General features: G+C 53.6%; 20 protein-coding genes. 11 read left to right on the top strand and 9 right to left on the bottom strand.

All coding sequences use genetic code 11. The features are described 5' to 3' along the window. Positions 1–46: 46 nt before the first annotated feature. From MW898_RS18565 to MW898_RS18580, 4 genes are all read right to left on the bottom strand, one after another. Complete coding sequence (locus MW898_RS18565; RefSeq protein ID WP_248909623.1) at positions 47–418, bottom strand: hypothetical protein; 372 nt, start codon at positions 416–418, stop codon at positions 47–49. Between the two features lie 118 nt (positions 419–536). Then, the gene (locus MW898_RS18570; RefSeq protein ID WP_248909625.1) at positions 537–962 is read right to left on the bottom strand and encodes a hypothetical protein; all 426 of its coding nucleotides are present in this window, start codon (positions 960–962) and stop codon (positions 537–539) included. 99 nt (positions 963–1,061) lie between these two features. Beyond that, positions 1,062–1,439, bottom strand: a complete 378-nt coding sequence (locus MW898_RS18575; RefSeq protein ID WP_248909627.1) for a hypothetical protein — start codon at positions 1,437–1,439, stop codon at positions 1,062–1,064. A gap of 75 nt (positions 1,440–1,514) precedes the next feature. Continuing rightward, complete coding sequence (locus MW898_RS18580) at positions 1,515–3,452, bottom strand: hypothetical protein (protein WP_248909630.1); 1,938 nt, start codon at positions 3,450–3,452, stop codon at positions 1,515–1,517. A gap of 415 nt (positions 3,453–3,867) precedes the next feature. Between MW898_RS18580 and MW898_RS18585 the strand changes: the two genes are divergently transcribed. Beyond that, the gene (locus tag MW898_RS18585) at positions 3,868–4,359 is read left to right on the top strand and encodes a LabA-like NYN domain-containing protein (RefSeq protein ID WP_248909633.1); all 492 of its coding nucleotides are present in this window, start codon (positions 3,868–3,870) and stop codon (positions 4,357–4,359) included. Positions 4,360–4,450: 91 nt separating this feature from the next. On the opposite strand, the gene MW898_RS18590 is transcribed toward MW898_RS18585, so the two are convergent. Next, positions 4,451–5,377: a universal stress protein gene (locus tag MW898_RS18590; protein ID WP_248909635.1), complete on the bottom strand. Its 927-nt coding sequence runs from the start codon at positions 5,375–5,377 to the stop codon at positions 4,451–4,453. An 86-nt stretch (positions 5,378–5,463) separates the two neighbouring features. Between MW898_RS18590 and hisI the strand changes: the two genes are divergently transcribed. From hisI to MW898_RS18620, 6 genes are all read left to right on the top strand, one after another. Further along, positions 5,464–5,889: a phosphoribosyl-AMP cyclohydrolase gene (hisI, locus tag MW898_RS18595; RefSeq protein ID WP_248909638.1), complete on the top strand. Its 426-nt coding sequence runs from the start codon at positions 5,464–5,466 to the stop codon at positions 5,887–5,889. Next, positions 5,890–7,002, top strand: coding sequence for a DUF7118 family protein (locus tag MW898_RS18600; protein WP_248909640.1), 1,113 nt, complete (start codon positions 5,890–5,892; stop codon positions 7,000–7,002). A gap of 150 nt (positions 7,003–7,152) precedes the next feature. Further along, positions 7,153–8,886, top strand: coding sequence for a radical SAM protein (locus MW898_RS18605; protein ID WP_248909642.1), 1,734 nt, complete (start codon positions 7,153–7,155; stop codon positions 8,884–8,886). Between the two features lie 81 nt (positions 8,887–8,967). Continuing rightward, positions 8,968–10,761, top strand: coding sequence for a flippase-like domain-containing protein (locus tag MW898_RS18610; protein WP_248909644.1), 1,794 nt, complete (start codon positions 8,968–8,970; stop codon positions 10,759–10,761). A gap of 326 nt (positions 10,762–11,087) precedes the next feature. Continuing rightward, positions 11,088–12,050, top strand: coding sequence for a transcription initiation factor IIB (locus tag MW898_RS18615; protein ID WP_248909646.1), 963 nt, complete (start codon positions 11,088–11,090; stop codon positions 12,048–12,050). Between the two features lie 439 nt (positions 12,051–12,489). Beyond that, positions 12,490–13,047: a twin-arginine translocation signal domain-containing protein gene (locus MW898_RS18620; RefSeq protein WP_248909649.1), complete on the top strand. Its 558-nt coding sequence runs from the start codon at positions 12,490–12,492 to the stop codon at positions 13,045–13,047. Between the two features lie 192 nt (positions 13,048–13,239). On the opposite strand, the gene MW898_RS18625 is transcribed toward MW898_RS18620, so the two are convergent. Beyond that, entirely contained in the window at positions 13,240–13,830 is a 591-nt protein-coding gene (locus MW898_RS18625) for a 50S ribosomal protein L15e (RefSeq protein ID WP_248909651.1), read from the bottom strand. Between the two features lie 252 nt (positions 13,831–14,082). Between MW898_RS18625 and MW898_RS18630 the strand changes: the two genes are divergently transcribed. Together MW898_RS18630 and MW898_RS18635 are read left to right on the top strand one after the other, a co-directional pair. Beyond that, positions 14,083–14,961 (top strand): winged helix-turn-helix domain-containing protein, encoded by an 879-nt coding sequence (locus MW898_RS18630; RefSeq protein WP_248909654.1) that lies wholly within the window; start codon positions 14,083–14,085, stop codon positions 14,959–14,961. 81 nt (positions 14,962–15,042) lie between these two features. After that, positions 15,043–15,180, top strand: coding sequence for a hypothetical protein (locus MW898_RS18635; RefSeq protein ID WP_248909656.1), 138 nt, complete (start codon positions 15,043–15,045; stop codon positions 15,178–15,180). 11 nt (positions 15,181–15,191) lie between these two features. Here the strand turns inward: MW898_RS18635 and MW898_RS18640 are convergent, their stop codons facing one another. Both MW898_RS18640 and MW898_RS18645 read right to left on the bottom strand, forming a co-directional pair. After that, complete coding sequence (locus MW898_RS18640) at positions 15,192–17,426, bottom strand: PAS domain S-box protein (RefSeq protein ID WP_248909658.1); 2,235 nt, start codon at positions 17,424–17,426, stop codon at positions 15,192–15,194. Between the two features lie 246 nt (positions 17,427–17,672). Further along, complete coding sequence (locus MW898_RS18645; protein ID WP_248909660.1) at positions 17,673–18,041, bottom strand: ArsR/SmtB family transcription factor; 369 nt, start codon at positions 18,039–18,041, stop codon at positions 17,673–17,675. Between the two features lie 1,008 nt (positions 18,042–19,049). Here MW898_RS18645 and MW898_RS18650 point away from each other — a divergent pair. Both MW898_RS18650 and prs read left to right on the top strand, forming a co-directional pair. Next, on the top strand, positions 19,050–19,949 hold the full coding sequence (locus MW898_RS18650; RefSeq protein ID WP_248909663.1) for an HVO_0234 family beta-propeller protein: 900 nt from the start codon (positions 19,050–19,052) through the stop codon (positions 19,947–19,949). Positions 19,950–19,988: 39 nt separating this feature from the next. Next, the gene (gene prs / locus MW898_RS18655; RefSeq protein WP_248909666.1) at positions 19,989–20,834 is read left to right on the top strand and encodes a ribose-phosphate diphosphokinase; all 846 of its coding nucleotides are present in this window, start codon (positions 19,989–19,991) and stop codon (positions 20,832–20,834) included. Positions 20,835–20,845: 11 nt separating this feature from the next. On the opposite strand, the gene ileS is transcribed toward prs, so the two are convergent. Continuing rightward, positions 20,846–23,704: isoleucine--tRNA ligase (ileS, locus tag MW898_RS18660; protein WP_248909668.1), on the bottom strand; the 2,859-nt coding region annotated here is incomplete at its 5' end.

A 23,704-nucleotide genomic window follows, 5' to 3' on the forward strand; every position in this document is an offset into this window, starting at 1 on the left:
GATCGGCCATAATCCAGTCGCTTCTGAAAATCTCTGTTGTATCAGGCTAGGGTATGAGGCTGGAGAGTCGATTTTCGATGTCTTGTTGGGTGATTGTACCAGGATGATATTTCTCTGGGAGAATTTTATTGGGAGTGAGTACTAGAGCTAGTAATAAGAAGAATGCAACAAGTGTTATTACGCCATCTTCGATCAGGGTTTTAATCACGATATGATAGATAAACACTCCTGCGACGAGCGTAGCAGCGAGTGAAAATGGTCCCAGTCCGCCGGAATGGCGATCGAATCCATCGCTGGGCTGAAAAGTGAGGAATGGCGCAACATCCAGTAGGAAGGGATGAATAATATAAATATACACGACTGCCATCACCACATAAATTACGGCTAATTTGATGTATTTGCTGGGTTTTTCTTTCATAAGTGGATCAATAGTGAATAGTTTTATATTTTAATAGGAATTGGATATCTGCCATTGTGTCCACAAAAGATGGTTTCAAGAGTTCATAAGGTGGTTGTTCTCAGTGTAATATTGTCGTCTATTTTTGCCTCGATATAATCTTACGGATGTATGAAAACGACCGTTTGACAAGTCCTGGTTTCTCTTTGTACCGATCTTCAAGATCTTGGAGGTCATTCATGTTTTCCGGATGGAATCTCTCTGGGAGAAATAAATTCGGAATGAGTATGAGAATGAACATTCCAATGACCGCCAATAACGGTACGAAACCAACTTTAATCGTATATTCTATCACGACATAATAGAAAAATATTCCGGCGAGGACTGTAGCGGCGAGTGAAAATGGTCCCAATCCGCCAGAACGGCGCTCGAATCCATCACTCGATTGGAAGGCGAGAAATGGCGCAACGTCCAGCAGGAAGGGATGAACGATATAGATATACAGTATTATCGTCACTACAACAATAGCAGCTAGCTTACCGTATTCTCTAGGTTTTTCCTTCATGAATCGATTATTGCGGTAGTGTTAATGTAGCGGTAGCTTATTTAGACTATTCTTCATACATTTAAACCAGGTAGATTCGATGACCGTTTAGAAAATTAATTATATCCTAGGTATGAGCCTCGAAAGACGCTCTCGGATATCTCGTTGAGTAATGGTTCCTGGATGGTATTTCTCTGGGAGAAATCTATTGGGAATGAGTACCAGTACTGTCAACAAGATGGCTGCAAAAAGTGATAATATGCCAGCATCGACCGTGTATTCAATCACGATATAATAGAAAAATATGCCAATGAGGACTGTTGCGGCGAGAGAGAACGGTCCAAATCCGCCAGAACGACGCTCGAATCCATCACTTGGTTGAAAGGTGAGGAATGGCGCAACGTCCAGCAGGAAGGGATGAACGGTATATATATACACGACTATCATTACTACAACAATAACAGCTAGTTTACCGTACTCTCTAGGTTTTTCCTTCATGAATCGATTAATGGTTTCGTGTTCGTATGCGAGTGACTTGATCGGTTGCCTTCATGGCATCGGTTGTTATCATGGTTATACTTGGACCGTCTGACATGATCCTTCTGTTTTCCATTTCTCATTCACATCTGGTTGTCTCTGCCAATTACAGTAGTTATTTGCTAGAGTATAGAAATTACCACCAGTGGTGATCGTGTCTGCATTTACGGCAACCTTTCCTAGATTCTTCCCTGTATATACTATCTTAATGAACTTTGGTGTATATCCTCTCTCTTTCGCCTGCTTGACCCCCTCAAGATCGTTGCCGTTTTCGGCGTAGTATTTGATGTGCTCCAGTGGCATCTCGTCAGCAGCGAGATCTGCTGCCAGATCGACATCAGCGCCTTTCCGGCTGAGCATCTTGATATCGTCCGGCGTGGCCCCTTGTTTGGCGAGGGGGATAGCTGTCTCAGGATCGACGCCTTTGTTGACGATTGTTTGAATATTATCGGCGCTATATCCCTCTTTGACGAGGGGCTTTGCCTTCTTGAGGTCGACACCCGAATGGATGAGCTTCGTCATCTTGTTCCCCGTCAATCCTCGTCTGACCATACTATTCACCAGCTGTTCGTCGTACCCTTTGTTGACAATATAGAGGTATTCATCGTTCGTTATTGTGCCAGAGCTGGGTGGACGCTTCGAGAGGATGTTTGCGGTTTGCTTAAGATCATCCTTCATAGCGTATTGGATGACTTCGTCCATCGATTCACCCCGGTGTAGTAGTACAGACGCCGAGCCATCACTGACTATGTCCAATGCAACCCGCGTCTGCGATTGTGAGGCACTCTTCGAAAGGAACGTCCCTATTGTCTTGAGGACGGCGGGAGATTTGCTGAATCGAGATACCCAGTCCGAGGTGACCGAGGCCACTTTCGGTGCATCGCCAACACCATACCCACCGAGACTCCCAACCAGACCAATTGCGTCGAGAAGAGCCTCCCCTGCGTCCCCCAAACTCTGTTTTTTCACAGCGCTCACCGAGTTCTGAGAGAAATCACGAGCATCTGCGAGGACACCGACGTACGGCGTCGACGCAAGGCCTAACATTCCCAGGAGATAGAACGGCGAATCCTTCTGGTTGACTTCGTGCATTCCACCAGGCATTCCCACCTCGCCCAAAACGCCACCCAGAGCGAATGCCTCCGCTTTCTTGGGATTTTCATGTGCCCACGTGGCGATTCCTACTGATATTCCACCCGTAATAACCGCTGCGAGTTCCGGATGTTTCTTCAGGAAGTTGATGACGTTTACTATATCTTCATCGAATCTTCGGATATAATCTTGCGCTTCTTTCTGCTTGGCAGTTGTGGAATCTGTGGCTTTTTTCGTCGGATTCTCACCGTCGTCATTGGAGCTATCGGACGTCGTAGTACCAGTTCCACTCTTCTGACCAGTTTGTGAGGAGGGAGTCGGTTTCCTCTGATCCACACTGCCAACTTCACCTACAGCCGATCCAGAGATCTCGCTATCGGCGTGGATTTGCACCGATTTGATCACCGAGTCGCCTTCGTGCTGGCGAGTATCGACAGTCAATCCGACGGTCACCGACTCACCTGGTTTGAGCGGTACGGCCTGCTGTTTTCCTTCGAGCGAGCGTCGGTTGTTGCCACTCTCAAAGGTCACAGCCTCACTCGAATCAGTCATCCACACTCCGAACGGCTGGGCCCCCTTATTTGTGATTGTGAATACATCTCTCACAACCGTCAACGACTCTTGGTTGACCCCTGTACCGCTGCTTTCACCCCCGAGCGTCCCGCCCAACGAGACGTGCAACTGCCCGTTGCGTTGGACGGCGTACTCCCCGTTCGAGCTGTTGGCGGGCTGGAGCGACAGATAGCTCGCACCGTCGCCCGCAACACGGACATTCGCATCCCGCTGGGCAGTGATATTCGTGAACGCACCAGTGGCGTAGATGGCACTGGTGATCAGACCGACGGCCATCAGCGCGATAGCTAAACGACGCAGCCGATTCATGAGGTTCGGAGAAGCGGTAGCGTGTACATACGGGCACGCAGGGATTTCCGTGAGTTCACTAATGAGACAACAAATACGATCTGGGAGGGATTCCTTCGTGGCATAAACATGATGCGAGTCATGGTGGCACCCATCGGCGAGGACCGCCACAGGTACTACCCCATCCCTCTCCCTGCACCCACTTTGTATTGGGGAGCTTGAAGAAGGTACAATTTAGATTGTACCCTCTTCAAGATCAGCTTGAAACCATTTTATTATCATCTTAAACTCAGATCCATATTAAACTCTCATCATCGAATGTTCGTTGTTCCCTGAGTTGTGATATGATGGTCCTAAAGAAGTCGCTAGAAGCGTTCGCAGTGCGAGCATTCGAAGAATACCAAGGTCTATCCGGATGGACGGTCCAACTTCGCGTATGCCGCCGCTACATTCGAATCAGCGCGTCGCCGTGCTTGCTGACGCGCAGAATCTCTATCACAGCGCTCACAGTCTCTTCTCGCGGAATGTCGATTATGCTGCGTTGCTTGAGGAAGCAGTACACGACCGCGATCTCGTGCGTGCCATCGCGTACGTCATCCGTGCGCATTCTCCCGACGAGGAACGGTTTTTCGAAGCGCTCGCGGACATCGGATTCGAGACGAAAAGCAAGGACCTGAAGACGTTCGAGGATGGGACAAAGAAGGCAGACTGGGACGTCGGCTTGAGTCTCGACGCCGTCACGCTTGCACAGCACGTCGATGCGATCGTTCTCTGTACTGGTGATGGGGACTTTACGCGACTGTGTTGGCACCTCCGCCACGAAGGCGTCCGCGTCGAAGTCATGAGCTTTCGCCCATCGACCGCAGACGATCTCGTCGATGCCGCTGACTCGTTCGTCGATCTCGCAGACGACGCGTACCTCCTTTAACGTGAACGACTGAGGGCTCGGTCGTATTCGGGTTCTTCTCAAATTCACTTCTGCATTCGTCGGGGCCCGCTCTATCAGATATCAGTAACAATCAGCCGAGGCGTCGGAGCCAGTGGCTGATGCGCGATTGTAACCGTCCGCCCCGCTTCGTCACGATAACTGTGCTCTGAGCGTCTCGTCCGACTTTTTCAGGGGTTGGACCGACGACGAGCCGCTGGGTCCAATCTCGATCGGTGGCGCCAAGAACAGTAACATCCCGCGTTGCCGTCGCTTCGACGATGGCTGATGGAACGGCATCGGTCTCTCGAACGATCTGTTCGACATCGGCAAGCGGTTCAAGCGTCCGTGTGAGAGCTTCCACGAGCTGTTTGGCTGCGGTTCGTTCTTTGTCGGTCGCATCGGTGGCAACGAGGCGAAGGACATCGATTCCGGCGTCGTTCGACAACGCGATCGCACGGGCGACCGTCGCAGCGAGTTCGGTGTTTGGTCCGGGACCCGCTGGGAGCAACACGCGTTCGACTCCACCCGCCGTGACGCCGATTTTCTCGACGAGAATGTCACAAGGTGCGCTCGTAACCACTCTGTCGACGTTGCGCCCGAAGACGGTATCGCTCCGGTGTCGGTCGGACCACCCGAGCAAGACAGCATCGCAGTCAAACTGTGTGATGGCTTGCTCAATTGCCCGTGAAACGTCGTGAGAGACCAACAGACGGCCACGAATGGGTACTTCAGAGCCTTCGGCAATAGATAGCGCGCGATCGAGGATCTCTCGCCGATCACCGCTGAATTCGCGTTTGATGAACTCATCGGTGAACAGCGAGAATGGCGAGGTACGTTGCTTCGTGATAACACTTATAATGAGAATTTCGCCGTCGTTGTAGCGAGCGATATCGAGTGCTGTCCGTAGCAACTGCTCGACGGGCCGCGGATCTTCGAGAGCGACAGCGAGCCGATAGCGGGATTCAGGCATCGACTCGACTGTCGCTGTCTCGTGGAGAGAATTCTCATTGCTCGCCATGACTGATATATGTTAGCATCCATCGATGAAAAGTGTTAGCAAGGCCGGGCAAAAGGCATATCCACGGACCGAACGTTCTCCCTCCCATGACTGATACCGAACTCGTTTTCGATGACGGGCTCTTGCCAGCTCTCGCCCAGGATGTGGAGTCCGGACGTGCTTTGATGCTCGCGTACGTTTCGCCTGATGCCGTCTCAAGAACGCAAGAGACCGGACTAGCACACTACTACTCGCGTAGTCGCGGAGAGCTCTGGCAGAAGGGACAGACGAGCGGGAACGTTCAACACGTCGAGGATATCCGTGTTGACTGCGACGGTGATGCGTTGTTATATCTTGTTCGACAGGAAGGAGGTGCATGCCACACTGGTCACGAGAGCTGTTTCTATCGCTCTGTCGATGACGTTTCGATCGACAACAGTAATCAAGGCGACGAGGCCGATGCGTCATCGGTGACGGTTGCGACGACCAATATCGGTGAGCAAGTGTACGATCCAGAGACCGTTTACAAGTGAATGGACGCAGTCGATGATCTCCGTACGGTAGCCAACGAGTACGAAAATGTACGCGAGCGTGTCGAATCAATCGGAGTGCAGAAACACGAAGCGGTCAGCGAGGCGTATCACGAGATACTCGATCTCTTCGATCGATACGAAGAGCGAGCGACCGACTGGGATGATTTCGAGGGATACGTCGAATTCCAGTCACAGCTCGTTGATGCGATCGAAGGGCTTCCGGATGATCTCCCGGCCCGTGATGCGTTCGAGGCGGCCGACGAACATCTCCATCAACAATCGCTCTCCGAAAGCGATTTCGAACGGGCCAGAGCAGATTTGCAGCCAGCTGCTGCGTACGCCGACCGCTACGAGCGCATCAACGAACTCCGGGAACAGTACCATGATGCCCGGTACGCTGTCCGTCAAGAGCGTGACGAGCTCGACGAACGGATCACTCGACTCGAACGGATCAAACGATTCGGTGAAGCCGACCTCGATGCACCAGTTGACCGAATCCGTGAACCAATTGACCGCTACAACGAGACCATCAACGAAGATTTTCAGGCGTTCGTACAAGAAGAAAGTGCTCGTGCAGTGCTTTCACTCGTTGCTTCGACAGCAGCCTATCCACTCATCGAGTACCGTCAACCACCGGAATCCGTACTGGAGTACGTCAAAACGCATCCAGCAGGCACAGAATCGATCCCGAGCCTCCTCGAATACGCTGAGTACTCCCGTTCGAAGCTCGATCACTACGTAGAGAATGCACAAGCACTGAAGGCCGCCGTGGGAACGAATCGGACGTATCTCAATCGTCTCGACGGCGGGCCGCTCGAACTCGTATGGCCACCACCACAGGCTGCGACGCTCCAGTTTCAGGTGCGCGAGCGTATTTCCGTCGTCGGCCGCTTTGCACCCGAAGAGACAGTTGCTCGCCTCCGTGCGCTCCGCGCGATGAGTGAAATTCCGGCATATGACGATCTCCGCGAAAGCGCACTCGCCCGCGATGAACTCAACGACGACGCGCGCCAGCGACTCCAAAACGGAACTGTCGAGCGAGACCTCGAACAAGCACGCACAAAGCGCGACCACCTCGATGATGTACTCCGTGAATTTTCAGGACCAGAGTAGAGTAGAATAGAGTAAAGCAATGTTTTGTATCGTACTGTATAGATGTCGGCATCTCTGTGTTCCTGCGGGCTGCGGTCTCGGCCGAACGGGATGAAGTGAAACGGAACGGAACGGAACACCGTTTTAGTCGCTCACGTATTTTGTATAGATATGATCGACCCGGCAACGCTCGATGTGACTATTGTCGACGGGTACGTCGACGAACCGGCACACTTCGGCGTTCCGCCGTACATCTCCACGTATCCGCGCTACACCGCGGGTGCGATCGTCGACGCGGGGGTCCCACGAGAGCAAATCACCTACCACACGATTGATGCGCTCCGGGACGAGCCACGTCGCCGGCAGGATATTGAAACGGCTGACCTGTTCGTGTACATTGGTGGAATGACCGTTCCCGGTAGCTACGTTGGTGGGACACCGGCTGAACCGGAGGAGGTACGCCGGATGGCGTGGACTGCGAAGGGTACGACGCTCGTCGGTGGTCCGGTCCGGTTCGGTGTGGGGACACAGAACGAAGGCGCGATGGATACAGAACGCAACGATCTCGATTACGATTTCGTTGCGAAAGGCGACATCGAGGCTGCTGCCTACGATCTCGTGGCGAACGGTCTCGAAGGGTTCGGGAACCGTATTCGGGATATCGATGAAGTCACTCGATGGGCCGCACTCGGGGCATTCATCGTCGAGAGCCACCCGAATCACCCCGAGTATCTCATTGCCGAACTGGAAACGGGACGTGGCTGTCCGTACCGCTGTTCGTTCTGCACCGAACCGCTGTACGGGAACCCTTCGTTCCGTCCGCCAGAGACGGTCGTGAGCGAGGTCGAGGCGCTCGCAGAGCGGGGTGTACGGAACTTCCGCCTCGGTCGACAAGCGGACATTCTCGCGTACGGCGGTGACGGCGAACGTCCGAATCCAGACGCACTCCGCTCGTTGTACGAGGGCATCCGTGCGGTCGTTCCGGACTCAGAACTCGGTACGCTTCACCTCGATAATATGAATCCGATCACGATCGTGAAGTGGCCAGAGAAGGCACGAGAGGGAATCCGCATTATTGCCGAGCACAACACTGCTGGCGATACGGCTGCGTTCGGATTGGAGAGTGCAGATCCTGTTGTCCAAGCGGAGAACGACCTCAACGTGAGCGCCGATGAGTGTTTCCGTGCTGTGAAGATCCTTAATGAAGAGGGAGGCTGGCGGCCCGGTGAGGATCCGAACGACGCGCCGACACACGGTGCTGATTCGAACAATCGACTTCCGAAACTGCTTCCCGGTATCAATCTCCTCCACGGACTGAAGGGCGAACGGGAGGAGACCTACGAACACAATCTGCAGTTTCTCCGGCGGGTCTACGATGAAGGCTTGATGCTCCGGCGGGTGAACGTCCGGCAGGTGATGGCTTTCGACGGCACGGACATGAGCGATACAGGCGCACAAATCGCGCGCGAGCACAAACAACGGTTCAAACAGTACAAGCGAACCGTCCGCGAGGAGATCGACAACCCGATGCTCAAACGGGTTTCCCCAGTGGGGACGCGCCTTCCGGACGTTCATCTGGAGTATCACAAAGACGGAAAGACGTTCGGTCGGCAACTCGGGACGTACCCACTGCTCGTTGCAGTGCCAGGCGAACACGATCTCGGACGAACGATCGATGTTGCGATAACTGATCATGGCTATCGCTCAGTGTCGGGTGTGCCACACCCACTCGATCTGAACAGCGCCTCGATGGATGAGCTGACTGCAATACCGGGGCTTGGACAGCGTCGCGCGGGAACGATCGTCGTTGATCGCCCCCACTCATCGACCGACGACGTCGCAGGAAGCCTCGATGTCGAACTTGAAGCATTCGCAACTGTCGACCAGTCAGGTGCAGCTGACTAATCGATGCAATTGGTATGGTAATTGATAGCCCAACGAGATGAGGCCGGAAAGCACTTCAATTAGTGCAGGCATCAAGCAACAATGAGTGTAGAGGTGAGTGTCGTTCTTCCTGCGTATAACGAGGAAGCAACAATCGAGCAAACGATTCATACGACGCTCGATACCTTAGACTCGTTTCTCCCGAAGGGGAGATACGAGGTATTGGTCGCAGAGGACGGCTGTGATGACAACACACCGAAGATAGCCGCACGAATCGCGGGCGAGGACAGACGCGTTCAGCACGTTCACAGCGACACGCGTCTTGGACGTGGGAGCGCACTCGAACGTGCGTTCCGGATTTCCAGTGGCGAGACGCTCGTCTATTTCGATACGGATCTCGCTACCGATATGTCGCACCTCGAAGAGCTAGTCGAGAGTGTTCGCTCCGGAGAGTACGACATTGCAACCGGTTCGCGCTGGATTCCTGGAAACGTCGCCGAACGTCCCGCCAAGCGGAGCATTCCCAGTCGAGGATTCAACACCCTCGTCAGATTCCTACTCGATTCGAAGTTACAGGACCACCAATGTGGATTCAAGGCCTTCGATCGGAGTGTTCTCTTCGCTTTGCTCGACGATATCGGAGACGAACACTGGTTCTGGGACACCGAAGTGCTTGTTCGGGCACAAGAGCGTGGATACCGCGTCAAAGAGTTCCCCGTCGATTGGGTTCCGGGTGAAGAAACGAAGGTCGATCTCGTCCGCGATGTGTTCGGGATGGGGAGTCAGATTCTCCGCTGCTGGTGGGAGATCGCCGTTCAACCGCGGATCACCCGTGGCGTAACGATCGCAGGCGGATCGCTTCTCGTACTGGTGGCCGTTGCCCTCATGTCTCTGTACATCGACCCCAGTGCGGTCGTAGAACACATGAGCAAGGCCGATCCATGGTACATTGCTGGGGCGACACTTGTTTATCTTGTCTCGTGGCCACTGCGCGGCCTTCGGTACCGCGATATTCTTCAGGAACTCGGTTACAACGAAGGCATCTGGTTCCTAACAGGGGCTGTATTCATCAGTCAGACCGGTAATCTCGTGATTCCAGCACGGGTAGGCGATGCCGTCCGTGCGTACGTCGTGAAGATGCGTCGGAAGATTCCGTACGCATCGGGATTTGCCTCGCTCGCGGTCGAGCGCGTCTTCGATCTGCTCACGATTACCGTCCTGGCTAGTGCGGTGTTCTTCGTACTGGCTGCAATGGGTATCGACGCCGGAAGTCTCGGATCGATATCACAGTCTCGAAGAGACAGTGGTCAGACTGCGATCGTCGTTGCGATTGGTGTCGGTCTGGCTGCCATCCTCGCTCTTGTCGGTATCATTGCCAGCGTGCGTTCTGATCGAAATTTTGTTCGATCGACTATCTCAGCGATCAGTTCGGACTCGTACGCTGACTACCTCGCCAGTGTGATCGAGCGGTTCACTAGTGACATACAGACCGTCGCTAGTACCCCCAAATCGTTCGCACGCATCGGTGCAAGCAGTGTCGGCATATGGATACTCGATGTCGTCACTGCGCTGCTTGTGTTTGCCGCGTTCAATGTCCAGCTGTCACTTATCACATTCGTTGCAGTTGGCTTTTTCGCCGTCAGCGTTGGTAATCTCGCGAAGGTTCTTCCACTTTCCCCCGGTGGTGTCGGTCTGTACGAAGGGGCATTTACGCTCATTGTCGTCATGTTCACCCCGGTTACCGGACCCGTTGCGGTGAGTGCGGCTATCGTCGACCACGCTGTTAAGAACGTCCTCACCGTGATTGGTGGAATCATTTCAACGTTGGTCCTGAACGTCTCACTCACCACTGCCGTCGAGGAGAGCCGTAACATCGAAGCGAGCAATACAGACTGAGAATGCTGTGAACAACAGCGCTGAATGGGGTATCAATATGTATTCATTTATGCTGGGATGGTAGATAATTATAAATGGGTCGAAATCGTGGTCACTCCCGGGAATAAAAGAACATACTGCGATACACGTGGGCGACGGTGCGTTTGACCTCGTGTAATCGCTGCATCCCGAACGGGCCGATGAACTGTTTGCTCGTCGTGGATAGTGTGAAACCCATACAGTAGATACCGGAACGGTTAAGAAGGTTTCGACCGAACATAAAAATACTAAGCGGACATCCGGGGGTTTCGGGGAGTGGTCCTGCCCGGATAGCACCCGCCCTCATCATGAGCGATTCGAACACGCGAATCCGAGAACGTACAGAGGAACAGGAAACAGAGGACACCGGAGAGACGGTCTCTTGTCCCGAATGTGGTGGCAAGCTTGCCACCGATAGTGAGCACGGTGAGACGGTCTGTATTGAGTGTGGTCTCGTCGTCGAGACTGACGAGATTGACCGTGGTCCGGAGTGGCGCGCATTCGATGCCACCGAGAAAGACAAGAAATCCCGCGTCGGTGCCCCGACAACCAACATGATGCACGATAAGGGGTTGTCAACTAACATCGATTGGCGCGATAAGGACGCCTACGGTAATTCGCTCGGCTCGCGTCAGCGCGCGAAGATGCAACGTCTTCGCAAGTGGAACGAGCGCTTCCGTACCCGCGACTCTAAAGAGCGAAATCTCAAACAGGCTCTGGGCGAAATCGATCGGATGAGTTCTGCCCTCGGTCTTCCTGAAACCGTCCGTGAGACGGCGAGTGTCATTTATCGTCGTGCACTCGATGAGAATCTATTACCCGGTCGTTCCATCGAGGGTGTTGCTACGTCCGCTGTGTACGCTGCTGCTCGGCAGGCGGGCGTTCCACGTAGCCTCGATGAGATCTCAGATGTCTCCCGAGTCGAAAAAAGCGAGATCGCTCGCACCTACCGCTACGTCGTTCGGGAACTCGGTCTGGAAGTCAAACCTGCCGACCCCGAGAGCTACGTTCCCCGGTTTGCTTCATCCCTCGATCTTTCCGATGAAGCCGAAAATCGAGCGCGCCAACTGCTTCGCAGCGCCAAAGAACAAGGCGTCCACTCCGGAAAGAGCCCCGTCGGGCTCGCCGCTGCGGCAGTTTACGCGGCTGCGCTTCTCACTAATGAAAAGACCACTCAGGCCGCTGTCAGCGAAGTTGCGGACATCTCAGAAGTTACAATCCGTAATCGGTATCACGAACTTCTGGAAGCAGAACAGGATCTTCCGGCCTGAGCTTGCGCTCCTCCCCGTTTCTATTCTCTCTTTGCTCACGAGACTCGTCTACAGATCTTATCTGAGTTCATCATCGACCGATAGTCGTGACTGTTGCTGTTTTCAGTGCTCATATTTTACAACGATTCACAGCATCCGATGGATACCGTTCCACTTCGCCAAATTAATGATTATGAGATAACACTATTGGGCCGATAAGCGGATTCTCCGAGAATCTTAGTTTGGATTGACATGATATTTTCAACCAGAATAATTCGTGTATTGTGGATAAAATCGCTCTTTAACCCATCTCTCGGCGGTGCCAAATAATCCATCATTTTTATATAACAACATAAACTGGTAAAATGATGTACTAGTATAAAACATCACAACAAAAAGCATTTTTACCCTGACGCCAGACGGTACGGTTGGGTGAAACCATACGAAAATGGTCGATAAAATGCAACCAAATGATGAATCACGGCGAACGTTTCTGAAATCGATCGGCGTGACGGGGGCTGCAACGGCAGGTCTCGGTACGCTTAGCGAATCTGCTGCTGCAAAATCCACATCAACTACCACTCAAAACGCAATGAAGAAGATCAATCTCAACGCTGACGACATCGTCCCGGCAAACAAACTCCTCTCGATCTCTCTCGTCGACTTCGCAACCGAGCGAGTCGAGAGTATGGACGTTCTGGTTGACGGAACGCCGATCAACAACGTCCAGGCTGTCGGTGCCAACACGCTTGTCCTCAGCGTCTTCGATCTCCTGACGAACCTTAATCTCCAATCTCAAGACTCCGTTGAGGTCAAGTGCCAAGGAAAAACCAAGAAGGGCACGAAATTTGTCGGCACCGACACGCTCAGCGTTGTCGACCCGACCAACATTCTCGGCGGCGTGACTGAGACTGTCTCCGACACCGTCGGCGGCCCAACCGAAACGGTCACCGGTACCGTCGATTCGCTCGGAGTCCTCAGCGAGACGTCGAGCACGAAGAAACAGCAGATGTACTAACGGGTGGAGCACGACGCTAACCCCGATTGGTATCTAGAAATCTCGTGTTTTTACTGTAAGTGAGAACGTAAGATTAGTTTGGCTTGTAGTGTCATCTCTCTTGGATCGGTGGTATAGCTCTCGAACAATACGTAGCTATACGCAAACACCAAAATCAGAAATACCGATCCACGAAGGTCGTTGTGCTGTGGATTATTTCCCGCGACCGTCGTTACTTCGGATACTTGGTCGGGTCTTCTCTGCGCCTTTCCCGCGTGTGCCAAGTCCTCGTCCGCGTTTGCCGGCGCCAGTCGCGCCATGGAAGGCGCGACCTTTTTGCGTCTCATCACAGATCCAATTGAGATCGTCGTCGTTCTGGATTGCGCCGTGCTCGGGATCAATCAAGATGATCTCGAACCATTTCTGCGATCCATCCTCACCAACCCAATACGAGTTGAGCGTTCGCAGGTTGCGGTATTTGCGCTGAGCGCGCTCTTCGGAAATTCGCTGAAGATTCTTCCGGCGTGTGATTGGGTTGACGCCCTGTCGCTTCGAGCGTCGCCCGGCTGTGAATCGCTGCTTGCGAGCGCCGCCTTTGCGGACACTCACGCGCACGACAACAATGCCCTGCTTTGCCTTGTATCCGAGCGCGCGCGCCTTATCGAGACGCGTTGGACGCTCGATACGCTCAATCGCGCCCTGCTTGCGCCAGTCCTGCTGGCGCTGCCACTGCAACTCGGCTAATTTCCCTTCTTTTGGGGACTGCCATGCCTCTCGGATGTGTGAGTAAAAACTCCGTGCCATATGCGTTCACCGACGGGCTGCGTGGTTCAACCGATTCCGGTCACATTCCAACCTGCCATAGCAGGTGCCCGCTGGTGCCCGTCACGACCAACGAGATACACGGTATTCTGCTGTTGCGTACTTAGGGGCTTCGAAGCACCGTTGGCCGTGCGATCGGTTCGCGTGTCTATGTCGTTTCTAAAAAATATAATCCATGCTACAAAAATTTATTTTAGAGAACGTTTTAGCAGGTACAACGGTAAGAATACTACTATGAGTCGAGCGGACATTCAGGAGTGTGATGAGTGTGTCTCACCCGCGGAGGCATTTTCGATCATCGGGAACGAGACTCGTCTTTCGATTCTCGAAGCGTTGTGGGCCGTCGAGAACCGGCCAGTACGATTCTCACGTCTCCGCAAGCAGGTCGGGATGCGAGACAGTGCTCAGTTCAACTATCATCTTGACAAACTGATTGGGCAGTTCGTCGTTCGGTCTGAGAAAGGCTACGATCTACGAAATGCCGGTGAACGGGTTGTAGAAGCTGTGCTTGCAGGGTCGTTCAACGAACATCCACGTGTGGAGCCATTCACCATTGACTCGCCGTGTACCCGCTGTGACGCACCGCTGCGCGTCTATTACGAGGACGAGCAACTGACGGTCGAATGTCCAGAATGCGATCGAGGCCACGGAACGTACACCTTCCCACCGGGTGGCTTACACGATCGCTCTCACGATGAGCTTCTGACTGCGTTCGATCAGCGTGTACGGCACCTTCACTGTCTCGCTGCCGATGGCGTCTGTCCGGCGTGTAGTGGTCGGATGCGGACGACCATCGTTCGTGAAGACGAGTGCTGTCTCGGTGTCGATCTCCGCGCTGATCACGTCTGTGAACAGTGTAACCATAATCTCTGCTCGGCGATTGGCTTGAGCCTGCTCGATCACTCTGCTGTCGTTGCGTTCCACAAAGAGCACGATATTGACCTCAACAGTACACCGTACTGGAACTTTGAGTGGTGTGTGAGCGACGATCAAACGACCGTCCTCTCTGAGGATCCGTGGCGGTTGCGCGTCGATATCCCGCTTGACGCACAGACTCTCTCAGTCGTTCTTGATGGTGATTTAACGGTTATCGAGACAGAACACAGGCACTGACGATCGATTATACTGGCCAAACAATCGAAATCCGATGTTCTTATATTTTCCTGAACATTTCCTCAGATAGGTGATGTGTGAATGAAGATATGGTGTCCCGAGTGCGACTGGTCCGGGGAACGGGACATTTTGGATGAGGTAGAAGGGTACGGTCGTCCGTGTGGCTGTCCGTCCTGTGGCTACGTGTTTCCGGTGCTGGAGCAAGCCGGGACGAATTGAACCACCGCTATTCAGTAGGGTCGCTCTCGAATTTCGAATCGTGCTCCGCCACTCGTTCCTTCGGTAACATCGATCGACCATTCGTGTGCCTGAACGATTACGAGTACGATGACAAGTCCAAGTCCGGTACCGTTGGCGTCAGTCGAGTATCCACGCTCGAACACTCGTTCTCGGTCCTCAGGTGGGATTCCCGGTCCGTCGTCCTCGATATAGAATCCGTTTTCATCGAGCATCCCGACCGTAACTGTGACGTCGTCTCCACCGTGCTCAATCGCATTCCGGAACAGGTTTTCGAACAGTTCTTGCAAACGTTGCTCGTCCGCGTCGATTACGGTAAGAGTGCCATCGACAGCGAGCTCTGCGGAACCAGTTCTGGATATGTCCCACGCATCATGAACAATCTCGTCGATTGCGGTCGGAGTCGGCGTTCTAACGACCTTCCCCCGTCGTGCTAACGTCAGCACGTTCTTGGTGAGTGTTTCCATTCGTTCCAGTGCATCCTCAATGTCGTCGAGATGGTGTGTGTCGTACTCTTCTCTAATAATGCTCAGTCTTCCAGACGCAATACTCAGCGGTTGCCGGAGGTCGTGTGAAACGACACTAGCGAACTCTTCTAACTGCTCGTTCTGTCGTTCGAGCTCATACTCGCGCCGCTTTCGGTCCGTGATATCACGGTAGATTGCGTATCCTTGTACTGGTTCTTCACCAACCGAAATCGGCGCATTAGAGAGCCGAAAGTCTCGAAGACCATCATTCGTCATTCGACAAACTTCGATTTCGAGTCGATCTCCGTCGATGACACGTTCGTTGAGCGATTTCGCTTCATTACTCCTGCCCAGAGGAAGGATAAGAGCATCGAGTGATTCTCCGAGAATATCTTCTTCGGAGTGGCCAAACATCTCCTCAAACGCTGGATTAACCGCCTCGACATGTGGGGAGCCGTCTCTTATGATGTATTGAATTGTTGGTTCAGAGATATTTTCGAAGAGAGCAGCGAACTGATCGCGCTCAGTCCGGAGTAGCTCTTCGAGGTCTTTTTGCTTCGTGATATCTCGGACGACGCCAACCGTTCCATTGAACTCGCCAACGTGGGTTAATGGTGTAATATTCGTTCGACACGGGACGATCGTTCCGTCGGAATCCTTGATTGTGATCTCGTATGAATCACTCGCCCGGTCTTGTGACGTATCGGCGAGTAGTTTCCGGATACGCGCTTGTCCTTCACTGATCTCATCATCGTCAAGAATGATTGAGACGTGCTCGTCGAGAAGTTTCTCGCGGTCGTATCCTGTCAGATGGAGCCCCGTCTCGTTGATGAATGTGAATTGGCCGTCGGGATCGAGCGCGTATACGATATCACCGGCGGTGTTCACCATCTGCTCATATCGTTTGAACTCTTCTTCTTGCTGTTTGCGAGCCGTCACGTCCATCAACAGCCCAAATACTGATGGATTTCCCTTGGCGTCAATACGATCGCTGTGTATTTCGACGTGGATAACACTTCCATCTTTTCGAACACCACGGAATGTATACTGAAGCTCGTCGATGAAGTTCCACTCTCGACGTTGAAGATGACGGATGAGTGATGCACGGTCTTTCTCGTGAACGATGTCAGGAACCGTGACTTCTGAACGCAGTTCTTCGCACGTATACCCGAAAATCGCTGCCAGCTCTTCGTTAACGTATTCGAATGATAGGTTCTGTATGAGAAACACGCCAATGAGATTCGACTCGGCAAACCGATGGAGATTGATGTATTCCATCGGAGATAACTGATCCATTGTTGGGAGCGAAGCGCCGTGTGCACGCCGACGGGCAGTGTGATCGATCGTTTGTGGCGGTGTGCTTGATTGATCGATTGCGGTTAGCTCTCGGATTCGGTCGACGACTTTGATGTAGCACTCTTCCCCTGATGTCTTTTTAATGTACTCAGAAACACCAGCAGTAATCGCTCGACTGAGAAGCTCTTCGGTCCCTTTGTCGGTAAACAGAATGAACGGGAGATCGGGATGGTCGTAATCACGTCGAACTCGTTGGAGCGTATCGATACCATCGATTCCAGTGGGACCATGGTCACAGACGATACAGTCAACCGGCTCTCCAGACGTGAGGTACGAGAGTGCCTCGTCGGTACTTGTTGCTGTGATCGTAGTGATCGATCCGTCTGCGCGTTCGAGGGACTGCGCTGTTCTTTCCGCGCCGCTGGAAGTATCATCGACTACGAGGACACGGACCGACTCGTCCATTGCTGTCGTGATAGGACAACGCACGAAAAATACCCTTCGAGATGAGATCGGTGGTCAATCAGACTTATTTGACGGTCATATCAGACGATACTATCGTGAGACACCGCTAGACGCTCTCTGAATGAGCATTCATCAGTACGAAGGATCTCTGTAGTAGTGTCAGTAATGGAAACGGATGTTTTAGCTGCAGGGGGTGTCGGATCACAGAATCTAAAAAGCAGTCATCAAATTGACGCTACTGCAGGATCAACTGAAGAGTTCTCGGAGCTGGTGGTACGTTGGCTCTTGGCCAGCAAACAGCACGAGGGCCTCGTTCGCTGGAGCGTAGAGCGTCATCTTCGTTCCTTTTTCTGAATATCCGACCCCTGCCGGCTCAATAAGTCCTGCCGCTTCAAGTTTTTCGAGGTGATAATGAACATTCTGTATAGACGTCTCAACTTCGTCTCGGATATCACTGGGTGTTGCTGGGTACTCGTAGATGATAGAGAGCACCGCTCGGGTTGTGGATGCTGTTAACGTTTTAAATGCCTTGTCAGCCGCATCGCTATCGAGATTAAACAGACGTGGCTCGTTGGGAGATACTTGCACCTCCTCCCGTAACGGTAGTAGACTCATGGGACTCTGTCTTTCACGCCATTTTAATTTGGTATACTGGTGCATCAACTCATTGTTTAACACATGGGTGTCATTGATAAATGACTGTTACATACTGACGTTACTCGGCGTTTGTCGCTCTTTCAGGAGTTAACTACAGATTTCAAGAAGAATTAAAATCCGAAGACATCTTCGGACTTTGAGTGTGAATAGTCCACATTTCGTGGCTGTTTTTCTTCTCCGGGAGCGGGACTCTCACTCGTTGCATGAACTCGACAACGTTCATCTTTTTATAACATTTATAACAGATGGTTTGGTCAGAGAACACATCGAGATCAGCTTTCTGTCGGTAGTCTTTATCGATCTCTCCACAGTTCTCACAGAAGATGATCTGTGAGTCTGCTTGCCGAATGATTCGCCATCGTACCCCCGTGATGGTTGTTTCGCTTGTTCGACCATCTTTTAGAAAAACTTTCAGATGCACATCGTGTGTGCTTCCATCACCTCTTTCTGAATCTATCTCCTGTCCCCTCATTGAATTCACATGTGTTTGTCATCAATAAAACCGCAGTCATTACATCGGAACTTGTCGTCTTGTCCGATTGCTGTGACCAAATCTGCCCCTCCACACCGGGGGCATTTGGACCGCATGACCATGTTTGTTATTCATTACCTACAAGGATAAAAACCTACTCCTTACTGACAATCATGCCTCACTAGATTATTATCCGAATAGTTCCGCATAACCCGATCTCCTCCGATTCAATCGACTACCCACCCAATACGATTTCAATTATAGTTACATATATGATGGTTCTGGGCCGACTTTGATTCATATCAGGTAATAATATAGTAATTACTGCATTCGATGTATATCATATCTGCAAAGTTCGACAGCTATCATATATGTCGGATAAATGACTAACAATGTCTCCCTCGCCGTCTCGTGGTAGAATCACTCGGATATTTCTCACCGCCCGGTTTCTCGTTGTCTTTGCATTCGTCAGCGCTAGAGGTGTGGGATACTCAGTGCCAGCCACGACCGGCGTATATATCCGCTTTGCTCGTGGACAGTCGAGCACGGATATGAGCAGTATCGACGAAAAGCGCGTCTATGGCGCAACGGAGGGGAAAACCGACGTATTCATCGCCACCGGTATGGGTGTCGCACGCGTCGAGTGTTCTGGCGATCTCGTCGGCGGGTTTGGACTCGTTCATCGTTGTGTCGCAACCGACATTGCTGCCAAAGGAAATCGGCTGGCGGTTGCAACAGACGAGGATGTCCTCGTTTGGAATCGGGACGAATTCGATCCGGCAGGATTCGGACCAGCGCATGCGGTTGGCTACAACGACGAACTGATCGCTGCTGGGAGTGGGCGGATCTCCCGGTCTGTGGAGAACGACTGGAGCGCGCTCGGAGTGTCCGAGTCGGGGGATAAAATCGATGTTCGTGCGATTGACGGTGATTTGATCGCGAGCTCAGACGGCGTTTATCGCCTCTCAGACGGTGCGAACGGTGTCGGATACGTTCCGGTCGGCCTGAACAACGCACGAGACGTTTCGTCTGTTCCGATCCCGCTTGTCGCCACCGCGACTGGACTGTATCAGCTCAAAAACGGATGGGTGAACGTTCTCGATGCTGACGTCCACCTCATCGAGAGTGACGGCACACGGATCCACGCAGCGACCGACGAGGCACTGTACGCTCCATGTAAGTCTGAGAACACGAGTGAGCACCAATCTCACAACGCGCAGTCCGATGAGTGGGAGCGACTCGAACTACCGGTTGCAGAGCAAATTGCGGGCATCGGCCACGGTGAATCGACCTACGCGGTCACAGTAGATGGAACGTTTCTCATCGAATCCGACGACGGCTGGCACACCCGATCGCTCGGGCTTTCGGATGTGTCTGGACTGGCAGTACGGTGAACGGAAACCGGTTTAACCGCCGCTGCGCACTCCATTCATATGATACTTCCCGGAGCTGCGTCGCAGTCGCTCGCTGCCGCGCTCGCAGCCGAGACGAACGACGCGCTCGCTGTCGTCGAGCGGACCCGCTTTGCAGACGGTGAATTCAAAATTCGCACCGATTCCGTGGACGATCGAGCAATAATCGTCGCTTCGACAGTTTCTAGCGACGCACACATCGAGCTCCTCCAGCTCCAAGACATTGCGAGTCAGCATGCCGAGGAAGTCGTTACCGTGCTCCCCTACATGGGATACGGCCGACAGGACGAGGCGTTTAGCGCGGGCGAGCCTGTCTCAGCACGTGCTATCGCGCGCGCCATTTCGACAAGTACGGATCGCGTGCTCACAGTCACGCCGCACGAACCCGACATCTGCGAGTGTTTCGATGTACCGTGTGAGAGCGTTGACGGCGCACCGTTGCTAGCTGATTCGCTTCCAGAGAACCTTTCAGAGCCGCTCTTTCTTGCTCCCGATGAAGGCGCGATCGATCTCGCAGACGCCGTCCGTACTGCCTACGGAAACGGCGAGACCGACTATTTCGAGAAAACACGTGATCACGACACCGGTGAGATCGAACTCTCACCGAGCGAGACGGACGCCGCTGACCGAGATGTGGTCGTTACCGATGACATTATCGCCACTGGATCGACAATGAGCAAAGCAATCGAACGGCTGCGCACGCAGGATGTTGGTCGTGTGTTCGCAGTCTGTGTTCACCCGATGCTCGCTGCAAACGCGCGCACCAAACTCGAAAAAGCAGGTATCGAAGCAATCTACGGCACCGACACACTCGAACGGAGCGTCACAACGGTTAGTGTCGCACCTGTGATTGCTGATGCGTTGTAAAGCGACGCTACTTACACTTCGCTCGTCGCCAGCGGCTTCAGTGCGATTGTCATGATGGTCCCCTCAACATCCCAATCGCGGCGATGCCCGTCTTGGACGGTTCCGAACGAATCTGCACGGACCTCGCTGGCGATGAAGTCCTCGTGTTCGGCCACGAGATCAGCGATGCGCTGATCGTCGATCGACAGCTCGAGCTTGATCTCCTGTTCGAGTTCGAGATCGAGTTCCTTTCGCATCTCTTGGACGCGGCGGATGACCTCGCGTGCGTAGCCCTCACTCTCGATATCGTCCGTCAGGCTCGTATCGACGTAGACGACGCCTCGGTCCTCGCTGTCGACGGAAAAGACCGTCCCGGAAACATCTTCAGGAGTTTCGGTCACGAATTCAACCATTTCTTCGGTGAATTCGACGGCAGGTCCATCGAGTGCTCTGTTCACGTCGGTAGCGAGCGCATCGAGCGTTGGATTGCTCACGCGCGCCTCGTTGAGTGCTCGCATCACATCGCCCGCGCGGCTTTCGAACGCTGGACCGAGGACGCTCATATCCGCCTGCGCAGAGTAGCGAAGCTCACCCCAGTCCTCTTCTGGGGCCACAACCTCGATCGACCGAGCGTTGAGTCGTTCTTTCAGGAGCTCGCGGTACTCATCGACCGCAGTAGCGCTCGCTTCGTCGTTTGCAGCCACCACGACCTGTGGGACGGGCCACCGGAGCTTTCGTTCTGCCTGTTGGCGTGCGTTCGATCCAGCCTCTTCGACGGCTCGCACGATCTCAATCCCCGATTCGAGGTCGGGATCGTGGTACGTCTCGTTGAGTGTCGGCCAGTCACACATGTGGACCGTATCGAAGCCCCCCTCGCCTGTGAGGGTCGCATAGATATCGTCGGCGACGTAGGGTGCGTAGGGAGCGAGCAACTGGACGGTTTCGAGCAGGACTCGGTAGAGCGCCGCGTACGCAGCCATCTTCGAATCGCTCTGAGCTTCGTCCCACATCCGTTCGCGGACGACCTGAATGTAGAACCGGGAGACATCGTCGATCACGAATTCGAGCAGCGCTTCGAGCGCCCGATCTTGGCGGAAATCCTCCCAGTGTTCGGTCATCTCCGCTTTCGTGGTTTGGAGCCGAGAGAGCACCCATTCGTCGACGAGTTCGAGATCGCACTCATCGAGTGTTACGGCTTCGGGATCGAATCCATCCAATCGCATATACGGTAGCGGGAAGCGGAACACGTTCCAGAGGATGTTGAGATTGCGCTGCATCGTTGCCATCTCGTCCCACGAGAAGCGCATATCTTCTCCCTGCGGGTTCACCGACAGCAAGAACAGACGCATCGGGTCTGCTCCGTGACGTTCGAGCGCTTCGGTCGGTGTCACGATGTTTCCGATCGATTTCGACATCTTCCGGCCGTCCGAGGCGAGCGCGTGGCCGTGCATGAGCACCTCGTTGTAGGGGATTTGATCGAGTGCTGCCGTCCCCATCCCGAGCTGTGACCAGAACCAACCGCGTGTCTGGTCGTGTGCCTCCATGATGAGATCGGCTGGCCACAGCTCCTCGAAGTCGTCGGTCTGTTCTGGGTATCCGAGCGTCCCCCACGATGCGACCGAGGAGTCGAGCCACACGTCGAACACATCTGAGATGCGCGTGTAGGTCGTCCCGTCCTCGGTGATCGTGAGTTCGTCGACCGTCGGGCGGTGAAGATCGACAGTATCAGAATCAATCTCCTGATCCACTCGCTCTGTGAGCTCCTCGCGTGTCCCGACGACAATCACCTCGTCCATGTCGCCCTCCCAATCCGACGGCGTCCAGATCGGGATCGGAATGCCCCAGTACCGCTGCCGGGAGACGTTCCAGTCCGGAGATTCCTCGATGAATTTCCGGAATCGATTGTCGCGGGCCTCCTGTGGGTGCCACGTGCTGTCTTCGATGTTCGACAGCATCTCGTCTTTTACGTCTGTGACCGTTACGAACCACTGGTCAGTCGAGAGGAAGACGATGTCCGTATCACACCGCCAGCACTGCCCGTAGTCGTGGCGAGTGGTGCCCGATGCGAGCAACAATCCGCGATCGTCGAGGTCGTCGATGATCTCGCTGTTTGCGTCTCGAACGAACTGCCCTGCGTACGTACCGGCACGTTCTGTGTAGACACCGTCTGGCCCGACCGGACAGAAGATTTCGAGTCCGAGCTCACTCCCGCGCTCGAAGTCCTCCTGACCGTGTCCTGGTGCGGAGTGGACCAATCCGGTACGGTCCATTTCGACGTAGTCAGCGTGGTGAACCTGCAACGCTCCATCGCCGCTCGGATGCTCAGGCACTGTTTCCGAGAACGGATGTTCGTATTCCCACCCGACCAGATCAGCCCCGGACAGCTCTTCGAGAATCTCGTATCGATCGTAGTGCCCCCGTGAGAGAACATCTTCGACCATCGCTGCAGCGAGATAGAGGTGTTCAGTCGTTCCGTCTTTCTCGGCCTCGACACAGACGTAGTCGGCTGCGTCATCCACTGCGACGAACGTATTCGCAGGGATGGTCCACGGTGTCGTCGTCCAGATGACAAGCGATCCTTCGCGCTCTCTGAGCGGGAACTTCACGTAGATGCTCGGGCTTTCGATCTCGTGGTACTCGACCTCGTTTTTCGCAATTGCGGTCTCACACCGCGGACACTGCGTGACTGAGCGCTTTCCCTGCTCGACGAGTCCCCGTTCGTGGGTCTGTTTGAACCCCCACCACGCGGCCTCCATGTAGTCGGGTGTGACTGTCCTGTACGGGTCCTCCCAGTCGAGCCACACACCGAACGATTTGAAATCCTCCTGCAGACCGTCGAGTTGCTCGTCGGCGAATGCTTTGCACTCCTCGATGAAGTTCTCCATCCCGAA

This window comes from Halocatena marina, from assembly GCF_023276375.1.
GTDB classification, from domain to species: Archaea; Halobacteriota; Halobacteria; order Halobacteriales; family Haloarculaceae; genus Halocatena; species Halocatena marina.